Source organism: Agarivorans sp. OAG1 (genome assembly GCF_037076485.1).
Lineage (GTDB): Bacteria > Pseudomonadota > Gammaproteobacteria > Enterobacterales > Celerinatantimonadaceae > Agarivorans > Agarivorans albus.
Window position 1 is genome coordinate 216,542 of the sequence record NZ_AP028990.1, and the last position, 19,038, is coordinate 235,579.

Here is a 19,038-nt window from a genome sequence, read left to right on the forward strand (position 1 = left end):
AAACCTATTGATAACTTAGCATGAAGGGCACAAAAAAGCCGCTAACTCAAACGAGTAGCGGCTTTAGTTTAATCAATTATAGCGCTTAGTTGTCGAGGGTGTCGGTGGCAACTTTATAGCTTGGATCTTCTATTAAGTTAACTTCCACCGCGCTTCCCGCCTTAGTCAGCAGTTTACGACACTCTGGGCTTAGGTGCTTAAGATGAAGAGTTTTACCGGCTTTTTCGTAGCGCTCTGCCAAGGTATCGATGGCTTCAATCGCTGAGTGATCACTTACTCGCGACTTGGCAAAATCAATCACTACATCTTTAGGATCGTTAGCTGGGTTGAACAGCTCTAAGAAGTTAGCCGTTGAGCCAAAAAACAAGGGGCCATCCAACTCATAAACTTTATGGTCGTCATCTACGCTAGTGGTCGTTACATAAATGTGCTTAGCGTGGTTCCATGCAAATACTAACGCAGACACGATTACACCAATTACCACCGCTACCGCTAAGTCGGTGAATACGGTGACTACAGATACCAGCACAATCACAAAGAAGTCAGCTTTAGGTACTTTGTTAATCATACGCAGGCTGGCCCATTCAAAGGTGCCTAACACAACCATAAACATAACACCGACCAAAGCGGCAAGAGGAATCATCTCAATCAGTGAAGAACCAAATAGAATGAAACCCAGTAGTGCTAGTGCTGCAGTGATGCCCGATAAGCGGCCGCGACCACCAGAGCGAATGTTAATCATGCTCTGGCCAATCATTGCACAACCACCCATACCGCCAAAGAAGCCAGTGGTTACGTTAGCCACACCTTGGCCAATACACTCTTTGTTACCGTGTCCACGGGTACCGGTCATTTCATCAACTACGGTTAAAGTTAGTAGTGATTCAATTAAACCAATAGCCGCCAGTACGATGGCATAAGGGAAGATGATTTTCAGTGTTTCTAAGTTGAATGGCACACTTGGGATAGAGAAGCTTGGTAAACCGCCAGCAATAGTTGCGTTAGCGTCACCGGTCATACCGCGCACAAAATCTACCACTGTGCGGGTATCTAAGTTTAATACCTGCACCGCTACTGTTACACCTACAATCGCCACCAATGAAGCAGGGATTGCGCTGGTAAGTTTTGGCAAAAAGTGAATAACTGCCATGGTGATAGCCACTAAACCTAGCATGATCCAAAGCTGGCTGCCTTGCATCCATTCTAGTTCGCCAAAGGCATTGGGCACTTTAAACTGACCGAGTTGAGCCAAGAAAATTACAATAGCCAAGCCGTTTACAAAGCCTAGCATTACCGGGTGTGGCACCATGCGGATAAACTTACCCAAATGGAAGACCCCAGCTAAGACCTGCAAAATACCCATCAGCACCACGGTGGCAAATAAATACTCCACACCGTGATCTGCCACCAAGGCCACCATTACTACTGCTAGCGCGCCGGTTGCACCGGAGATCATACCTGGACGGCCACCAATTACAGCGGTAATTAACCCCACCATAAATGCTGCATATAAACCTACTAAAGGTTCTACGCCGGCAACAAAGGCAAAGGCAACTGCTTCAGGAACTAGAGCTAGTGCAACCGTTAAACCGGAGAGTAAGTCATTTTTGACTGTTGCTCCCCGAAATTTAGGAAATTCAAACATGTTCTTAGGATCCAATAAAGAACGAAAGGAAATGGGGCGGGAGTCTAGCACTTAATGTGATTCAGTTCAAAAAAACATCAGCTTTTGTTCAGCTTTTTTTAGCCAAGTTTGTGGCTTAAGCCCTTGTTAAACTTGAGTTGCGTCATTAACTAGTTCATCCTTTAGCGAGATAATGCAAAGGAGTGAAATGAATCATGAGCGGGCAGAAAAACACGCCTAATTGGCAAGCGCTTTTCCAGCAAAGCAAAGCGTTTGCGCTTTTCTTGTTTGAGCGGATTAAACAAGAAAAACTGACCATGATCGCCGGCTCATTAGCTTATGTTACCTTGCTGTCTTTAGTGCCTTTAGTAGCAGTAACGTTTTCAATTATTAGTGCCTTCCCGGTATTTTCCGGCTTTCAAACCTTAATCGAAGATTTTGTGTTTAGTAACTTTGTACCGGCCTCTGGTGAAGTGGTGAAGCAGAGCTTGCGCGGCTTTGTTGAAAACGCCTCAAAAATGACAGCAGTAGGTATCGCAGCTTTAGCCGTAGTGGCCTTAATGCTCATTTCGGCGATTGATAAGAGCCTGAATATGATTTGGCGGGTTGAGGAAAAACGCCGTTGGCGCAGCGCTTTTCCTATGTATTGGATGATTCTAACTTTAGGCCCCTTGTTAATGGGCGGCAGCTTGGCGCTAAGTTCTTACATCTTCTCCATGCAATTGTTTGCCGATGAAACATTGTTAGGCATATGGAATAAAATGCTTCGCACGGTGCCCTTGTTATTTTCTGTAGGGGCATTTTGTTTGCTGTATTTGCTGGTGCCAAATAAGTCGATCCGTTTTGTTCATGGTTTAAGTGGCGCTGTGGTGGCAGCCTTGTTGTTTGAACTGGGTAAACGAGGTTTTGCTTTTTATGTTGCCTCATTCCCTTCCTACCAAGTTATTTATGGTGCTCTCGCTACTATACCCATTTTATTTGTGTGGGTATATGTGAGTTGGATAGTGGTGTTAATTGGCGCCGAAATTACCGCCGCTTTAGGCGAATTTACCGAGGGCCAACAAGTACAAGATAGCAGTAGTATCATTGAGGAGTCTGAATGATTGCGTTAATTCAACGAGTGACACAAGCCAGCGTGCGTGTGGCTGATCAAACTATTGGTGAAATAGGACCTGGCTTATTAGTGTTGTTGGGTGTTGAGCAAGGTGATGACCAAGCAAAGGCCACCAAGCTTTGTGAAAAAGTAATTAAATACCGTATTTTTGCTGACCAACAAGGCAAAACCAATCTTAACGTGCAGCAAGCGGGTGGCAGCCTATTAGTGGTATCCCAGTTCACCTTGGTGGCAGATACCGACAAAGGTTTACGCCCAGGCTTCTCTAAAGGCGCTAGCCCAGAGCAGGCCAATCACCTTTATGAATACTTTGTTAGCGCTTGTCGTGACCGCGGAATGCCTACTGAAACAGGTGAATTTGCTGCCGATATGCAGGTATCTTTGGTCAATGACGGGCCTATGACTTTTTGGCTGCAGGTTTAATTTTCATCAATAAAATCGAAACTTTGCGGCGGCTCACATATCAGATTTGCTGCCTAGAAAGGCAATTGACACAAATGACTTTAATCGGTCATATTAAGAGAAAGCGCTTTCACGAGTAAACTTAAAATCTGACTGTGCCCAGAAAGGTTTTGTGTGAGAGCGCTTACAAATACAGAGAGGCTATAGTAATAATGGCAACAATCAAGGAAGTCTCTGATCTAGCGGGTGTTTCACAAGCAACCGTATCCAGAGTAATGAACGGCAATAACAAAGTTTCCGATGTTAATCGTGAGCGAGTTATGGCCGCCATGGACAAATTGGGTTACCAACCTAACTCTTTTGCACAGGCTCTGGCTACCAACCGCTCTTACAGCGTTGGGATTGTAGTAGGTACTTTATCGGGCCCATTTTTCGGTCCCATGATGCACAGTATTGAATCGGTATTACGCAAAGAAGGTCAGCACCTTATTGCCACTAGTGGGCACGATAATATCGAGCAAGAGCGTGAAGCTATTCGTTTTCTTAATTCGCGCCGTGTTGACGCCATATTGCTGGTTGTTCAAGCCATGAGTGATGACGAATTGATTGAGCTGTGTACCCGCAACCCAAATGTATTTGTATTAAACCGCTATGTGCCTGAGTTAGCGCATCGCTGTATTTATTTGAACAATGAGTTAGGTGGATATTTGGCCACCAAGCATTTAATTGATTTAGGCCATACTCGGATTGCTTCGATCACTGGCCCATTGGTGCACTTTGATGCTCGAGAGCGTCTGCAAGGTTATCGAAATGCGCTGAGTGAAGCGGGCATAGAATACGATCCGCAACTTATTGTTGAAGGTTTGTATCAAGAAGATGGTGGTACTAAAGCGGCGGCTAAGTTATTTCAACGTGGCATCGATTTTACTGGAGTGGTGTGTGGTAACGATAACATCGCTATTAGTGTTTATGACATTTTGTCGCGAGATAACGAATCACCGGCTGAGCGTATCTCGGTGGTAGGCTACGATGACATGTTCTATTCACGTTATTTGCGCCCTAAGCTCACCACCATTCGTTTCCCGATTGAGGAAATGGGCACCATTGCCGCCAATATGGTGTTGCAAAATTTGGCCGACAAAAATTTAGTAAACGGTGTGCAATTAGAGCCCTCGCTTATTGTGCGTGAATCTACTGCCCCACCAGTTAGTTAACAAGCTTATCTATATGTAAGGAGTTTGAATGTGATTATTCCCCCCCAGCATTAAACGACTCCTTGCTTGGTGTTAGCTATAGGTTTCTTCAAATTTATAGCTAACATCGATCTCCAGTGAAAACTGGTCGTCTTTTAAATCCCATAAAATGTGTAACATGCGACCCATTGGGCGCAGTTTGAGGTTGTTGTATGTCTTTTGATTTTCCAAAGTCGTCCCCGTTTCGCCGTTCTGACTTTATTTTTGGTGTAGCGACAGCTGCCTTCCAAATTGAAGGTGCTAACCAAGAAGATGAGCGCTGCGAATCCATTTGGGATCGCTTTTGCGCCACCCCAGGAAAAGTAGCCAACGGTGATGATGGCACCATTGCTTGTGACCACTACCACCGCTGGGAAGAAGATCTCGAGATGATTGCAGAGCTAGGTGTTGATGCCTATCGCTTATCAATTGCTTGGCCACGAATTATGCCGGTAGAAGGTCAAGTTAATGACAAAGGTATCGCATTTTACCAACAGCTAATTGCTAAACTTAAACAGCTAGGTATTAAGCCGTTTGTGACCCTATATCACTGGGACCTACCGCAATACCTCGAAGACAGAGGTGGCTGGTTAAGTCGTGAAACTGCGTATAAGTTCGCCGAATTTTCCGACATTGTGACCAAAGCGCTTGGTGATGATGTTTATAGCTATGCCACCTTTAATGAGCCCTTATGTAGTGCCTTTTTAGGCTATCGTTATGGTCAACATGCCCCAGGTTTAACTGAAGATAAGTTTGGCTTTCAGGCTGCTCACCATATCCTTTTAGCCCATGGCTTAGCCCTGCCTAAGATGCGTGAAAATGCCCCAAGCGCCGAACATGGCATCGTGCTTAACTTCACCCCGGCTTATCCAGCAGATCCGAATAATGCTGCAGATGTACTGGCAGCCGACTTTGATGAACAGCAAGGTATTCATTGGTTTTTGCAGCCAATCATCGAGGGACAATATCCTGAGGCTATTCGCCAGCAGCAGCCGCTTTGGTGGCCAACCATTCTGCCGGGTGATTTAGAGCTAATAAAGCAGCCCATCGATTACTTGGGCATCAACTATTACACCCGCCATGTGATTAAAGCCACCGATAATGGTCCTAAACAGGTGACCCTAGAGGGCGTTGAGCGCACCGACATGGGGTGGGAAGTTTGTCCGCAAGCCTTAACTGGCTTACTCACCAAGCTAAATGAGCGCTATGAGCTCCCGCCAATTTTTATTACTGAAAATGGTATGGCAGGGGCAGATACTCTAGAAGATGGCAAGGTGATTGATCAGCAGCGCTGTGATTATTACCAATCGCACTTGAATGCGGTTGCCGATGCCATTGAGCAAGGGGTTGAATTAAAAGGTTATTTTGCTTGGAGCTTAATGGACAACTTCGAGTGGGCCTTTGGTTACGAAAAGCGTTTTGGCATCGTATATGTTGATTACGATACCCAGCAACGGATACCTAAACAAAGTGCTACTTACTTTCAGCAGTTTCTAAAACAACGCGCAGGAGCATAATTATGGCGTCACTGTCATTTAAAGATCTTCGTAAGAGCTACGGTAAGGTCGAAATCGTAAAAGGTTTCGACATAGAGATGAGTGATGGTGAATTTGTTGTATTACTCGGTGCGTCGGGTTGTGGTAAGTCAACCATCTTGAGGATGGTGGCCGGCTTAGAAACCATCACTTCGGGTCAAATCAAAATGGGTGATAAGTGCCTGAATGATGTTGACCCGAAAGACCGTGATTTAGCGATGGTGTTTCAAAGCTACGCGCTTTACCCGCATATGACAGTGTATGAAAACATTGCATTTGCACTTAAGGTTCAAGGAGTTAAAAAAGAAGAGATTAAGAAGTCGGTAGAGTGGGCCGCTGATATGCTGCAGCTAACTGATTACCTTAATCGCAAACCTAAGCAGTTGTCGGGTGGTCAACGCCAGCGAGTTGCTATGGGGCGTGCTATGGTGCGTACACCTAAGCTATTCTTGTTTGATGAACCGCTGTCTAACCTAGATGCTAAACTGCGTGGCAAAATGCGTGCAGAAATCAAAGATATGCACAACAAATTGGGCGTAACCACCTTATACGTGACTCACGACCAGGTCGAGGCAATGACTCTTGCCGACCGCATTGTGATAATGAACAAAGGGGTTACCGCTCAAATCGGCACGCCGTACGAAGTATTTACCCAACCTAAAAACCAGTTTGTTGCCGGCTTTATCGGTTCTCCGTCAATGAACATGATCCCAGCTAAGGCCAAGCAGGTGAAGGGTGAGTGGCTACTGGAGTTAGCAGGCCAAGAGATTAAAGCTCCTGAGAAGTTTGTTGGGAAGTTGCAAGAAGGCCAAGAGCTAACCTTGGGCATTCGTCCTAACGATATTCATTTGCATGAAAAGCAGCTAGAGCCTAGCCATGTGATTGCTGCCAAAGCGACTTTCACAGATAGTGAGCTATTAGGCGCAACTATGCATGTAAAAGCCGAACTTGGTGGACAGAACATTATTATTGAAGCGCCGGCTGAGCACACTAAATTACCCAGTGCATTAGACATCTTTTTAGATGCCACCTTCGTACACTTGTTTGATGGTGAAACTCAAGAGTCTTTAGCTCAGCCTTAATATTCCCTAAGCTATGACACAAAATAAAAAAGCCAGCATTACGCTGGCTTTTTTGTGTTTGTTGCGTGGCTTAGCCTAGCACGACTTCTACTTGATGTTCACCATCGTTAAATACCGGAAGCACCTTACCGCTAATTGCTTCACCGTTAACTTTAATGCTTGCTACGCCTGAGCTAACACTTTGAGGGTTACTCACAGTGATATTGTACTGGGCGCCACGGTAGCGACGTTTCACGCTAAAGCTTGGCCAAGCTTTAGGAATACATGGGTCAACTTCTAGACCCACTAGAGTAGGTTTAATACCTAGTATGTATTGGGTACCCGCCACATAAGTCCAAGCTGAGGTGCCAGATAACCAAGCATTGCGCCCCATACCAAATTGTTTGTGCTCTGCACCTAATATGTTTTGTGGGTAACAGTAAGGTTCTGATTGGAACACATCCAAGTTGTCGTTATGGAAAGCCGGGTTAATTTGGTTGTAGTACTCAAAGGCTCGGTCTCCGTTGCCAGCAATGGTTTCAGCCATCATTACCCAAGGGTTAGAGTGCAGGAAAATGCCGCCATTTTCTTTTGCTCCCGGTGGGTAAGTACTTACGCCACCAAGCTGAGGATCAAAGCCGTTGTAGCCAGGGCCCGATAACATAATGCCGTACTTGGTATTTAGTTTGTGGTTTACAGCATCTAGGCCTGCCAGCATCCGGTCGCCTTCGGCAAAACCTGAAATAACCGGCCAAGACTGTCCGTTGGTATACAAGCTACCATGCTGGTTTTTATGAGAACCGATAGGCTCGCCTTCGTTGGTAAAGTAGCGTACCCACCACTCACCATCCCAAGCATGTTGGTTCACCCGTTGTTTCATTTCTTGGTAGTAGCCGTTAAGCAGCTCTAAATTAGCTTTATCATCAATGGCTGACGCAATGTCGATTAACTCTTTTAAGGCTTTACCAAATAGGTTGGCAACAAATAAAGATTCTGCGCCACTCGGTAAGTTAACCGTATCGTTCCAATCGGCAAAGCCCAATAGCGGTAGGCCATGCTCACCAATGTTGTTCCAAGTAAAATCAATGGATTTTAGTAGGTGCTCGTAAACACTACCTTGGCTGCGGTCGGCCAGCTCTAGGGTTTTGCTGTAGTAAGTAATGGGTTTGTTTAAGAACTCTAAGTCGCCAGTTTCTTTTAAGTATTGTGCAACGGTAAGCACTATCCATAAGTGGTCATCACCATAGTAATCCGGGCAATCAGGCTCTTCACGTGAGTCACCTTCATTGGCTTCCATAGTGAGTGGGAAGTACTGGTGCATGGCTGAACCATTTTCTAGCTGTACCGAAAGTAAGCGCTCGGCAAATTCGCGTGCCTCTTGCGGCATATGCGCCATTACCCCAATTAAATCTTGCGAGGAGTCACGGAAACCAATACCTCGAGCGCCATAACCTAGCTGGTAAAGCGACAAGTAGCGTGACCAGTTTTTGGTGGTATGACATTGACGCGGATTGTGCACATTTAGCATAGAGTTCATGGCGTCGTCTGGGGTGTCTACTTGCATTACATCAAGATAGTTTTCCCAGAAACCGCTAAGCTCGGCAAAGGCTTGGTCAACGGCTTGTTCATTGCGGTATAAAGCAATGTCTGCCTCAGCTTCTTGCAAGCTAGGTACTTGGCCAAGTTGAGTGATTACTCGCTCTGTTTGTCCTGGTGCCAGTTCGCCTAGTTTAACCAACAATGCACCCACGTTATCGCCGCGGTCGCATTCAGAGTTACTTAAGCTTTCTTCTTGTAACGACAAAGGCTTAGACCAAGAACCAAATTCGTTATCGCCTAAAAATGCTCGGCGATCACCTTCCCATGAATCAACAGGGCGGTTACAGCTTAGGTAGTTAACTGCGCTATCGCGTTTCATGTAAGCGTATTGCTCTAACACTACATGGCCGCTATCTTCAGCGTGAGCCTTTAGGGTCATGGTTTGTGGAACCCAGTCGGCGTTCACCAGCTGCTTTAACGCATCGAAGTGGGTGAATTCATACACCGGCGCTACATCTACTGCTTGCATTTGCTGGCTAATGTTAGTCACCTTAATGTCTTGTAATAAGGTGCTAGAGCCTTGTGGTACAAAGATTTTTACGTCAATTTGTAGGCCTTGTGCTTCCACAACCCAGCGGGTGTAAGACAAACCTACGCGACACTCAAACTTATCTAAGGCTTCTAAACAAGGCGTATAAAACGGAGAAAACAGCTGATAGCCCTGCTCAGTTTTACGGCGTATGTAAATGGTTGAACCTTTGAACTCAGACTGAGGCAGCTGAGCAATATACTTAGTGATACGGTTTAATGCCGGATCTTGCTTACATACTACGGTGCCACCAGTGGTATCAATTAAGCCACCAAAGTCTAGAGTTCCTACGTAGTTCGCCCATTTTATCGGCGTTTTTGGCGTAGTTAGAACGTATTCTTTGTTTTGGTCATCGAAGTAACCGTATTGCTTGTTCATATTTACCTCAAATTATTAAGCTGAATGCTGTTCAGATTTGGTTGTTGAGCTAACCAAAGGCAGTGAAAAGATCATTCCAGGGCGGAAGTAACGACCAGCGGTGTACTTCAATCCGGTATGGTGAAGGGCGTAAAACAGCGTTTGGCTGTCTAACTGAAATTGTTGACACACAGCGGCACTGCGCAGCTTAAATTCGCTGAGCTGGCGTGGGATATCAGCCGCGATTCGGCCATCGGCATAAAGTAAACCTAGTTCGATAAGCGCTTTGCTAAGCTCGACTGCTGCCGGCTTATCTAGCTGGGCAAACTGCGTGGCCTCAAAGCGGCAACTGGCGTTAAAGCCCTCTGGTGCTGCAAAAGGAACGCGAGCATCTAGGTACAAGTTTCGGTAGCAGGCGCTGAGTAAATCCGCCGCTTGCTGTTGCATGCCCAAGGCGGCCATGGCGTTTACCAAAGAGTATTGCACCCCAATCCACACATCGTGAGCTTGAAAATTATCCCACTCTTTAGTCTCGCCGTAGCGGCTAACTAGATTGGCTGCTCCTACTCGCGCACTGTTTATTTGGTAGTTGTGTTTGTATACGTACTCTAGGGCGCGGCGTTGTTGCTGCTCGCTAGAGACTGCTGGTAATTGCAACATCCGGCAGTAGCTATCGGCCAATAACTGATCGGCAAAGCTGTCATCACTGTCTAGGTTTAGCTTATCTAACCATGACGGTTGCCAAAAATCGCCCAAGGCAACTAGCGCTAATTTACGGAGTTGGCGGCATAATTTTGGATTTTCGGCGTCAATAGGCCAAGTTTGGCTGCTATGGTGCTTAGCCCACAAGCGCTCAACGCTTGTTGTAAGCTCACCAAGTTCTAACAGTTCAGGAGTAGATAACCAGCGGTTAAGCGCTTCCACCAGTTCCACAGAGCAACTGTCTTGCTTTAGCTTTAACTGCTGAGAAAATGGGCTGTTGAGTAAGCTGGTGATCAAGTGCTCGCGCCGTTTTTCTGTTACGTCACCAATTTGTAAAGGCGTAACATAAAAGTGGAAGTAGCCGGCTTTTTCATCCCATAAACTGGCTTGAAATTGCTTACGAGCGCGGCTGGCAAGGTAGCGGTATTCCTGTGGAATACTGGCTTTGTTTAGCAGTTCTGCAATGCAGGCATAAGCTTCTAAGCTGGCTATCCACAAAGAACCGCAATATACCGAAATACCGTGTGAAGACAGGTTATCAAAGGTGTCGTCGGTGCCACGGGTTAATGGGAAACACTGCCCAGGCTCAACCATTGCTTGTAGGTAATGCATTGCTGCTTGGCAAGCTTCCCAGCAATCTTGCAGCAAAGCCTTATCGCCGTGAAAGCGATAATGACGCAACAGCATTAAAATGTATTTGGGGGCTAAATCTTTCCACTCTTTAACGTTGTGCCAATCATAGGCATCGGGTTTAGCATCAAAGGGGCTGCCGAGATCATGAATCACCGCGCCGCGCACTGCCCGAGGACCTTCGGTTTTGCTGTTGGGTAGGTCCGCATGCGGCAGGCCTACATATTCGTGGTGGCGACGAACAATGTTGTTTTCCGCCAATACTGCCTGTGAGAAGTGGCGCATTACTGCCCCATCTAAGCGTGGGAAGCACTGTAACAGCGAGAATGAACCGTAAAAGTAAACATCTAAGGAATTGAAAAATGGATAGTCGGCACACTCTCGTACTAAGAATCGATCTTGTTCATCCCATACTGTAGCTTCCGCCAAAAATGACAAGGTGTTTAGCGCTAGCGTGCGGGTTTCGGCCTTGCCGCTGGTGGACATGGGCAGCGTATCCAAGCATGCATCGGGCATTAATTGTTGATTAACCGTCGTTAGGGCTGCTTGCACTTGCGGTTCTATTTCAATGGCGCGCTTACAAATGGCTAAGGCGCGGCCTTGCGACTCAGGGTAGAACTGGCGGTATTTTTTCTGGCTGCTTAAGCCGGGTAATTGAATATGCGGGAAGTCGAGAACCAGTGAGAATAAAATCTCAACACTTTCGCCTGGGGCTAGTTCACCGCTAACACATAAGGCGCTTGAGCTTAGTTCGCGCCCGCTATAAATGCCACGGTCAACCGCCTGTGCAAAGCGGCCACTGGCGAGGGCACCGGCGATCTGTTGGGCACTGGTGTCGCTATAAAAATAAGGTTTTGCACTCACGCAACACTGCGTTGGCGCTGATACCGAGATACAGCTTTGGCCATCAAAATCCACGCCAGGGCTAGCTTTACCGCTCATTTCTATGGCGTAGTGATGCTTGCCTTCTGTTTGCCAGTTGGTGGCATGGGCTTGCTGAGCATTGGCTGCTCTTACCAAACTACATGCTGCATCTTGAACCCCGGGGCGCTGTTTAATTGCCTGAAAACCAGAGAGGTTCTCTAGGCATCTCACTAGGCTAAAGCTTTGTCGCTGGCCGCTGCTATTGTGTAATACCACTCGAGTATAACTTATCGGTAAAGCTGCCCAATCTTCATGGTTAGGAATAACCGGGCTGTAGTGATACTTGCTCACTTGAATCGCTTGTTGGCCGCTAAACTGTTGTTTAGCCACCGGATACAGTGCGCTGTAGTCTATTTGTTCACAAGGCCAAGCCGCTACACCGTTGTATTGATCTGACTCCCAATTGCCAATTAAGGCCTGCTGTGATTGTTGCTGCAGACCTAAGGCACCATCGTAAAAGTCTAATAGCCAACTTATATTCAGCTGGGTGGTTTGCTTAGCGGCTGCAATCAGTTGTTGAGTCTTGCTGGATAGTTCTACATTCCATCGCTCTAAGTTTGCAGCATTCCACTGATAGAACTCTGGTTCACTAAGCAGAAGCTGAAGCGTTGCAAGTTGTTGCTCAACATTCATGTCAGGCGTAAATAGCGGTGCTTGTTCAGCCTTGCTTAGGGCAAAGAACTTTTGCTTTTGCTGAAAATCACTGAGATTAACAATTACCAGCTGTTGCTGGTCGGCCGGAGTTTGGCTTAAATAGAAGTCTTCTAAACGCAGGCTGTCACGCTGTTGGTCACTTAAATGCAGGCCGGGCAACATATGTAATAGCGGCGTTGTGCCTGCAGGCGTAAAGGTATAAGCACTGCCAATGCCGCCTAAAGCAATCCCTGTATCAGCTGGAGTCGTACTTAGTGGTACGTACCAAGGTTGAATAAACTCATCCGCTAATCCTGGGCTCATCAAGTCGTTTACTTGGCCGTGATAACTGGATTGTGCGGTATAACGATGCAACATTGGTTCAACCTCTCTAAATACCTTGATGTGTAAGCGCTTTCACATGGCATGTTAACAGTTGAGCTTTGCTTGTTTAGCGCCTCAATTCGAAAAAGTGATCCGCTTCAATAAAAGATTTCGTAATAGGAAAGCCATGAAAGAAGCTGTCATTTTTCGTTAGATAGTGTTGTTTCTTCCCACTTGCTAACTGGCTGTAAGCTATATGTAGTGCGGCCTTTGCTCGCTATTTCTTTTAATACAAGTGCATGCGTGACAAGTTTCTTAGCTTGGCATGGCTATAGCTCATCCAAAAAAACATTAGTTGAGTTTCTTCTTAATTGAAGGAGGGGGAAATCTGCTGCCATGAGGTTTGAACTCTTAGCGAATAGAGGTGCGCGCTAACATTTGTTTCACTCTTTCTTGTTTAATTTTTAGAGTAAAAGGTCAAATGAAAATAACTGAGAGCCTTGAAATGCCTAGTTAACATCGCTTGTTAACGCTAATGGTAGCGTTCAAAAATGTGCAAATGTTTACTTGGGAAAAATTGTTTGATATGCCTCACATAGTTCGATTTTTGTAATGAACTTCTTGATGTGAAAAAACATCATTTGTTTCATGGCTGTTTCATTCCTTTGGTTTGTGGGTATTTTTTGTTTTTAATTCAATGCCTTATGTGTGTAAGTGCTTTCTTGGAATGATGTGGATTTCTAGAATATTTCATGAAACAGAATGTATGAAATTTGTATATTTTGTGATCGCCGCTATTTGCAAGCGTTTTCATTAGTGATGGAGGTCACTTATTTATCTTATTTTGAGCTCTATACTGCTAAACCATGGCTAGTTGGCCATATATAAAAAAAGCTTCCAATAAAATTTCAAGATTCACACGGAGTTGAACAAAATGAAAATGAAAGCGCTTACAATTGCAATTGCAGTCGCGTCCGCGGCAACCTCACTTAGCTCATTCGCTGGTACCCCTAATTTCTCTGGTTACGGCCGTTATGCTCAAGAAACTTCTGACGATGAAATCAGAATTATCAAAGGTGATTACGGTGTAATTAATGGTGTTGGCCGTCTAGGTAACGAAGGTAACTGGATGGAGTTCATGCTTACTCAAGGTTTTGAGAATGGCGACGCTCAGTTTGACATGAATGTAATGTTAAACACTCCTGGTTACTCGCCAACTTGGGGCGATACCATTGGTCTAGCTCAGTTCTACGGTGGCGGTAAAGGTATCTTTGCTTCTCAACCAGATGCTTACGTATGGGCGGGTAAACGCTTCTATGGTCGTGAGCAAGGCGGTTTAAGTGATTACTTCATGATGAGTGCCGATGGTTCGGGTGCTGGTGTTGATAATCTGAATGTAGGTTTAGGTCAACTAGATTTAGGTTGGACTCAAGCGGGCTCTGGTGCTGGCGCCCCTGATACTGCCGATGGTCAAGTGAACCAATTAATGCTTAATTGGCACGACATCAAGGTAAGCGAGCAAGGTGCATTGAAGTTCCGCTATAACTATGCCTTTGCTACCGGTGCGCAAAAAGACGGTTTCGATAATGATTCTGCCCACCAATTCTTTGCTTCATACCGTCAAGGTTTAAGCAATGGTTGGTTCCAACTAGCCGGTCGTTACGAGACGGATGCTGCCGCTTTAACCATCTCTAATTCAGCGGGTCACAACTGGTCGAATGTTCGTGATGTTAACGCAGACAGCTACGGTGTATTTTTAGATGGCGCAGTTAACTTCGGCGAAATGACTGCTATGGAATACAACGCCAACTGGTTACGCATTGAGTGTGAAGATGGCCGTCAAGCCTGTAACTTTAAAGAAAACAATGAGTACAGCGTTGCGGTTCGTCCACAACACCACTGGAATGAGTTCATGGCCACTGCTGTAGAAGCTGGTTTCCAAGCTACTGAGCAAGACGGCAAAGGTAGTGATGCATGGAAAGTTACTTTGTCTCAAAACTTCCAAGTGGGTCACTTCATGTGGTCTCGTCCTGTAGTTCGCTTCTACGCGGTAACGGGTGAGATTAAAACAGATGGTGCCGATAAGTACGACTTAACAAAAATTGGTGCCATGGTTGAAGCTTGGTGGTAAACCCAGCTAAGCTGAGTACAGTTTATTAGGTACTCAACCAAGGAGTGGGCGCTAAGCGTTTAGCGCCCACAATTAAGAGGTGGAAATTTGAAAAAAGTATTAACGGTAATTGTGGGCTGTATATTAGCTAGCGGCTGTTCAAGCTCTAGTGATGAGAAGCCTTTTGAAGTCACTGACCCGTTTCGCACTTGGAACACCCAATATGTAGATGAAGCAAAAATTGCTGCCAATCTGCAGTCAAATAATGTTTCACCATTACTTCCTTCGCAACTGCAATACCAGTTATTAGCCTTAGATAGAACAAATCGGATTGATGTTACTGAAAAATCACCGGTAGTGCGTTTTCCTGAAGGAAACTCTTACACCGCAGCATTGTTAATTCCTGAAAACATCACCCAGTTTACCTTTTACTTAGATAGCATTGTTGGCAGAACGGTATTTGTACCTACTGTTATTTTCTATGATGAAAGACTAAAAGAAGTGCTTCGAGTTGAAGACAGTACCTTAAATGCGGAAGGCTTCCTCAGCATGAAACAGGAATTGTTGCCAGAGCAAGCTAAGCGTGCTCGTTACTTGCTGGTTTATAGCAAGGCAACTGACTTTGCTGGAAGAACCGAATTGATTGACCCTAAAACTGTTTATGAAGAAAAAACCGGCGGGGGATTACCAGCTACCTTTAAATATTACTCTAAGCATTCGCCCATTGGTAACTTAGATATTCGCTTTGCAGACGTGTTGTTTAGTTCGTCTTTTGTTACTACACCAGCAAGCACAAGCCAACAGAATGTTACGCCCGTTGAGCCAGCACCAGTAAAAGCTGAGTCAGCGAGCACTGCCGCGGCAGCAACAGCAACTACAGCAGTAGTGGCTAGCCAAACTAAAGAAGAGATGCTCAGCGATACTGAGAACTTCTATCTTGAGCAGATTAGCAAAGCGGTAGAAAAGAATGACCTCTCTAGGGCCTTAAACCTAGTTGAGGAGGCAGAGCGTGCCGGATCTTCAAAAGCGCAATCCCATTTTATGGAGCAGTTGAAGAAACAGCAGCAACAGTAGTGCAGTACACAAGTGTGTTTTTTTCTAATCCCTGTTTATACGGCGCCTAGTGCGCCGTTTTTTTTGCTAAGAGTTCAGGGCTAGGTGTAAAAAAAACAATAGGCTGGCTGTGTTTGCTTGGTTAAGTCCGTATTAGTTCACCGGTAGGCTATTCATTGTAAATTCGCTGTCATTAAATATGAGCTTGCTTTGGTCGCGACCATCTTGATGAACCAAGTAACCTGCGTTGCGCAGCGCCATAATGTAAGCCGATAAGGGGCTGTAGTTAAACAAGCTGTCATTGGCATCTAGTTCTACATTTAGATCTAAATAGCGGAGCAGCTGCAGTGGACTGTTTACGGCATTTAGCTCAAAGGGCAGAAGTTTTGCGTTGCCCGAGACTTTTATATCTCCAACCATGGCAAGATCTTGAAAATTAGAATTAATCTTTAATGCTAATTGTTCAAGCTGCCACTCTATACCTTCTGAAATAAGTTCTTGCACTAAGGCATCTAAGTCTTGCTCTGAACGCTGCTGTTGATTAATCCCCGCAAGAGCAATCAAGCTTTGCATTGGAACGCCGCCGATCTTGGAAGTTAAAACAAGCTCATTCAAGGTAAATCTTTGTTGCGCTTCTTTAAAATCAAATTGTTCCAAAGAGCTATCTACACTCATAAATGCACGTTGTTGCTGTTCGCTAAACTGGTTACTCACTACTAAGTTTTGCAAATCTAACAAGGTGTTGCCTTGCTCTAGCTGTAGGGTGAGTTGCTCAATTGACCAGTTGGCGCTTTCTACAAGTGTCCAACCTTGGCGTTGGCTAAACTGCTCACTAGCGCTCACTTGCTGTAGATGAATATGGTCGCCATTTTGTGAACTATCGTCTAGTTCCATACCTTGCCAGTTTAGGCTGGCAGTGCCTTTAGCAAAATCTAGGTCGCTATTTGACGTAATCAGCAAGGGATGAAAGTTTAAGTCTACCTGCGAATAGTTGTGCTCGAAGCTATCGATACTTAGCGATTGCTTTAGATTTTGGGTAAGTAAGTTGGCCTGCCACTGACCAAGATGGGGAATACTGCTTAATTGATTGTTCTGCAGCCATTGTTGGTAGTCGCCTTGTTGCTCATCCACTTGCCATTCGCCACTAAGCCATAAGGGCCAAAAGCTGATTTTATGTTGCAGCATGATGGTGAAAGCTTGTGGTTCTAAGCCAAGATCTGCAAAGTTACCCTCAATTTGCCATTGCTCTTGGCGAGTGAACCAGTCTTTACTTATCAGGCTTTGTTGGTAAGACCAAGCGTGTTGCTGATTGAGCTTGGTGGTTAGCTGCTCTACTTGACGCTGATATTGGTATTGGCTAAAGAATTGACCTCCAACAGCACTAACCATTAGCACGGTTAAGAAAACTACGCTTTTTTTGAACATTGAGCAGCAACCTACTTTAATATCGTGTTATCGAATAAGCATTCTATATGTAAATGCTAAGCAATAGTAATACCAATCGTACTAAGTAACGGTTCATTCTATCTGGTTAAAATACTCGATAACTGCGTTAGAATTTTTGATTGTAGAATAACTACTTATCGAAAAATTCTGCCTTATTCTCGAATATTTTTCCTGCTATATTTCTGATCCCGTACTTAGTGTGATTGGTATAAGCTTGTCGGCTTGCTTGAAGCACTTGGAGTATTTTTTGTTAAACCAACTTTTAGCCTTATTGGCTGATCTATACACGCCCTTGCAAGTGGTTGTGCTGCTTTGGCTGGGATGGCGACTTTTTGATGGCAGTGACTCTCGGCAGCAGCTTAAGCAAATTAGTGGTTTTTTATTGCTGAGTATTTTGATTAGCTATTCGTTGATGTTTGCTGATAACTACTGGCAATGGTGGCCGCGTTTAGCCTTAGATTACAGCACTCATACCGCTGTTGCTTTTAGTCTACAGCTGGCTATTCATTGGGTTTTGCCAAAACAACGCTTAATTTCTTGGTTGGCTTACCTTGTTTATTTATGGTTGATGTGGTTTTTGAACTACCACAGTGTGATGGACATGCTAACTACCATGTTAAGTGTTGGTTTATTGTTGCAATTAAGTGCAATATGTAAAGTTGGCAAAGCAGCTACAAAATAAATGAAGGCTATGCTGAGTGGAATTATTGTTAATGACAAGTGTCATAGTAAGACACTGGAGAGCTTCAGCAGGTCTGCTAGCAAAGCAAGAAGGGAACCGCCATGTTTAAGGTAATTTGTCCGGATGCATCGGGTGAAATGGATAAGTATTATCGATTTCGCTGGGAAGTATTGAACAAGCCTTTGCAGCTGCCATTAGGCAGTGAACGAGACGCCTATGATGACCACAGTATTCACCGCATGATTCGTGACCGTCAAGGTGAACCTTTAGCAGTTGGGCGTTTGTTTTTAAGTGATAATAAAGAGGCTCTGATTCGCCATGTAGCGGTGTGTCCTGAGCAGCGAAAACTAGGTTTAGGCACTTTATTGATGATGGCCTTAGAAGAAGCCGCTCACGATGAAGGTGTAGAGCGTATTGTGGTAAACGCGCGGGGAGATGCCCAAGCCTTTTTTACCAGCTGCGGTTTTGAACCTGCCGGCAATCCTACCTTCGATAAAGTGAAAATTAAAGTACAGCAAATGGTTAAAGAGTTGTCGCCAGAGCACCGCTTTGTAAGGCAACCCAAGCTATGTACTCAGCTACAACAGATGTTTAACCAACAAATTCCTCTAAGCGAAAAAATGGGTGTGCGTTTACATCAATACACAGGTAACGAGTTGACCACTAAATTACCTATTGCCGGAAACGGCAACCCGCATTCCACCATGTTTGCTGGCAGTATATACAGCCAGGCTGTATTGTCGGGTTGGGGAATGATTTGGTTGATGTTAGAAGAGCATGGATTTGCAGGTGACATCGTATTGGCTAAAGGGGAGATTAAACATCGCAAAGCGATTGACCAAGATGCATTAGCCAAGGTGAAGAAGAGCCAAATGAAAGGCAGTTTACTGCCGCTCATTGAAGGCAAAAAATGCAAAATGACCGTGACTGTTCAGGTGTGCCATAACAAAGAAGTGGCAGCTGAATTCAAAGGTTTCTACGTCATCCTACCCAAGCTCCAGGCTGAACTCGATAGCTAAGCGTTTAGATACACCCTCCTGCTGTTCTTGTGTGTAAATCCAAGTATATTTAGTATGTGAAT

Annotated in this window: 13 protein-coding genes; 9 read left to right on the forward strand and 4 right to left on the reverse strand. The window is 45.1% G+C overall.

Going from position 1 to position 19,038, the window contains the following annotated elements; genetic code table 11:
• Nucleotides 1-85: 85 nt before the first annotated feature.
• Nucleotides 86-1,645 (reverse strand): SulP family inorganic anion transporter, encoded by a 1,560-nt coding sequence (locus OAG1_RS01035; protein WP_016399890.1) that lies wholly within the window; start codon nt 1,643-1,645, stop codon nt 86-88.
• A 194-nt stretch (nt 1,646-1,839) separates the two neighbouring features.
• On the opposite strand from OAG1_RS01035, the gene OAG1_RS01040 reads away from it, so the two are divergent.
• The 5 genes from OAG1_RS01040 (at nt 1,840) to ugpC (ending at nt 6,989) form a co-directional block, all read left to right on the forward strand.
• Entirely contained in the window at nt 1,840-2,727 is an 888-nt protein-coding gene (locus OAG1_RS01040; protein WP_338623238.1) for a virulence factor BrkB family protein, read from the forward strand.
• Complete coding sequence (gene dtd / locus OAG1_RS01045) at nt 2,724-3,161, forward strand: D-aminoacyl-tRNA deacylase (RefSeq protein WP_338623240.1); 438 nt, start codon at nt 2,724-2,726, stop codon at nt 3,159-3,161. The genes OAG1_RS01040 and dtd overlap by 4 nt, the downstream gene beginning before the upstream one ends.
• Before the next feature lie 191 nt (nt 3,162-3,352).
• Nucleotides 3,353-4,354, forward strand: a complete 1,002-nt coding sequence (locus OAG1_RS01050) for a LacI family DNA-binding transcriptional regulator (RefSeq protein WP_016399887.1) — start codon at nt 3,353-3,355, stop codon at nt 4,352-4,354.
• Nucleotides 4,355-4,545: 191 nt separating this feature from the next.
• Complete coding sequence (locus tag OAG1_RS01055; protein ID WP_338623243.1) at nt 4,546-5,889, forward strand: GH1 family beta-glucosidase; 1,344 nt, start codon at nt 4,546-4,548, stop codon at nt 5,887-5,889.
• A 2-nt stretch (nt 5,890-5,891) separates the two neighbouring features.
• Nucleotides 5,892-6,989: a sn-glycerol-3-phosphate ABC transporter ATP-binding protein UgpC gene (gene ugpC / locus OAG1_RS01060; RefSeq protein ID WP_338623245.1), complete on the forward strand. Its 1,098-nt coding sequence runs from the start codon at nt 5,892-5,894 to the stop codon at nt 6,987-6,989.
• Nucleotides 6,990-7,059: 70 nt separating this feature from the next.
• On the opposite strand, the gene OAG1_RS01065 is transcribed toward ugpC, so the two are convergent.
• Both OAG1_RS01065 and OAG1_RS01070 read right to left on the reverse strand, forming a co-directional pair.
• Nucleotides 7,060-9,474 (reverse strand): glycosyl hydrolase family 65 protein, encoded by a 2,415-nt coding sequence (locus OAG1_RS01065; protein ID WP_338623247.1) that lies wholly within the window; start codon nt 9,472-9,474, stop codon nt 7,060-7,062.
• Between the two features lie 15 nt (nt 9,475-9,489).
• Nucleotides 9,490-12,720: a GH116 family glycosyl hydrolase gene (locus OAG1_RS01070; RefSeq protein ID WP_338623249.1), complete on the reverse strand. Its 3,231-nt coding sequence runs from the start codon at nt 12,718-12,720 to the stop codon at nt 9,490-9,492.
• 880 nt (nt 12,721-13,600) lie between these two features.
• On the opposite strand from OAG1_RS01070, the gene OAG1_RS01075 reads away from it, so the two are divergent.
• Both OAG1_RS01075 and OAG1_RS01080 read left to right on the forward strand, forming a co-directional pair.
• A complete protein-coding gene (locus OAG1_RS01075) occupies nt 13,601-14,797 on the forward strand; it encodes a carbohydrate porin (protein ID WP_152783754.1) in 1,197 nt (398 codons plus the stop codon).
• An 87-nt stretch (nt 14,798-14,884) separates the two neighbouring features.
• The gene (locus OAG1_RS01080; protein WP_338623252.1) at nt 14,885-15,850 is read left to right on the forward strand and encodes a MalM family protein; all 966 of its coding nucleotides are present in this window, start codon (nt 14,885-14,887) and stop codon (nt 15,848-15,850) included.
• Between the two features lie 132 nt (nt 15,851-15,982).
• On the opposite strand, the gene OAG1_RS01085 is transcribed toward OAG1_RS01080, so the two are convergent.
• On the reverse strand, nt 15,983-17,254 hold the full coding sequence (locus tag OAG1_RS01085) for a hypothetical protein (RefSeq protein WP_338623254.1): 1,272 nt from the start codon (nt 17,252-17,254) through the stop codon (nt 15,983-15,985).
• A 268-nt stretch (nt 17,255-17,522) separates the two neighbouring features.
• Between OAG1_RS01085 and OAG1_RS01090 the strand changes: the two genes are divergently transcribed.
• Both OAG1_RS01090 and OAG1_RS01095 read left to right on the forward strand, forming a co-directional pair.
• A complete protein-coding gene (locus OAG1_RS01090) occupies nt 17,523-17,957 on the forward strand; it encodes a hypothetical protein (protein ID WP_338623256.1) in 435 nt (144 codons plus the stop codon).
• 101 nt (nt 17,958-18,058) lie between these two features.
• Entirely contained in the window at nt 18,059-18,976 is a 918-nt protein-coding gene (locus OAG1_RS01095; RefSeq protein ID WP_016399878.1) for a bifunctional GNAT family N-acetyltransferase/hotdog fold thioesterase, read from the forward strand.
• The last annotated feature ends 62 nt before the right edge of the window (nt 18,977-19,038 follow it).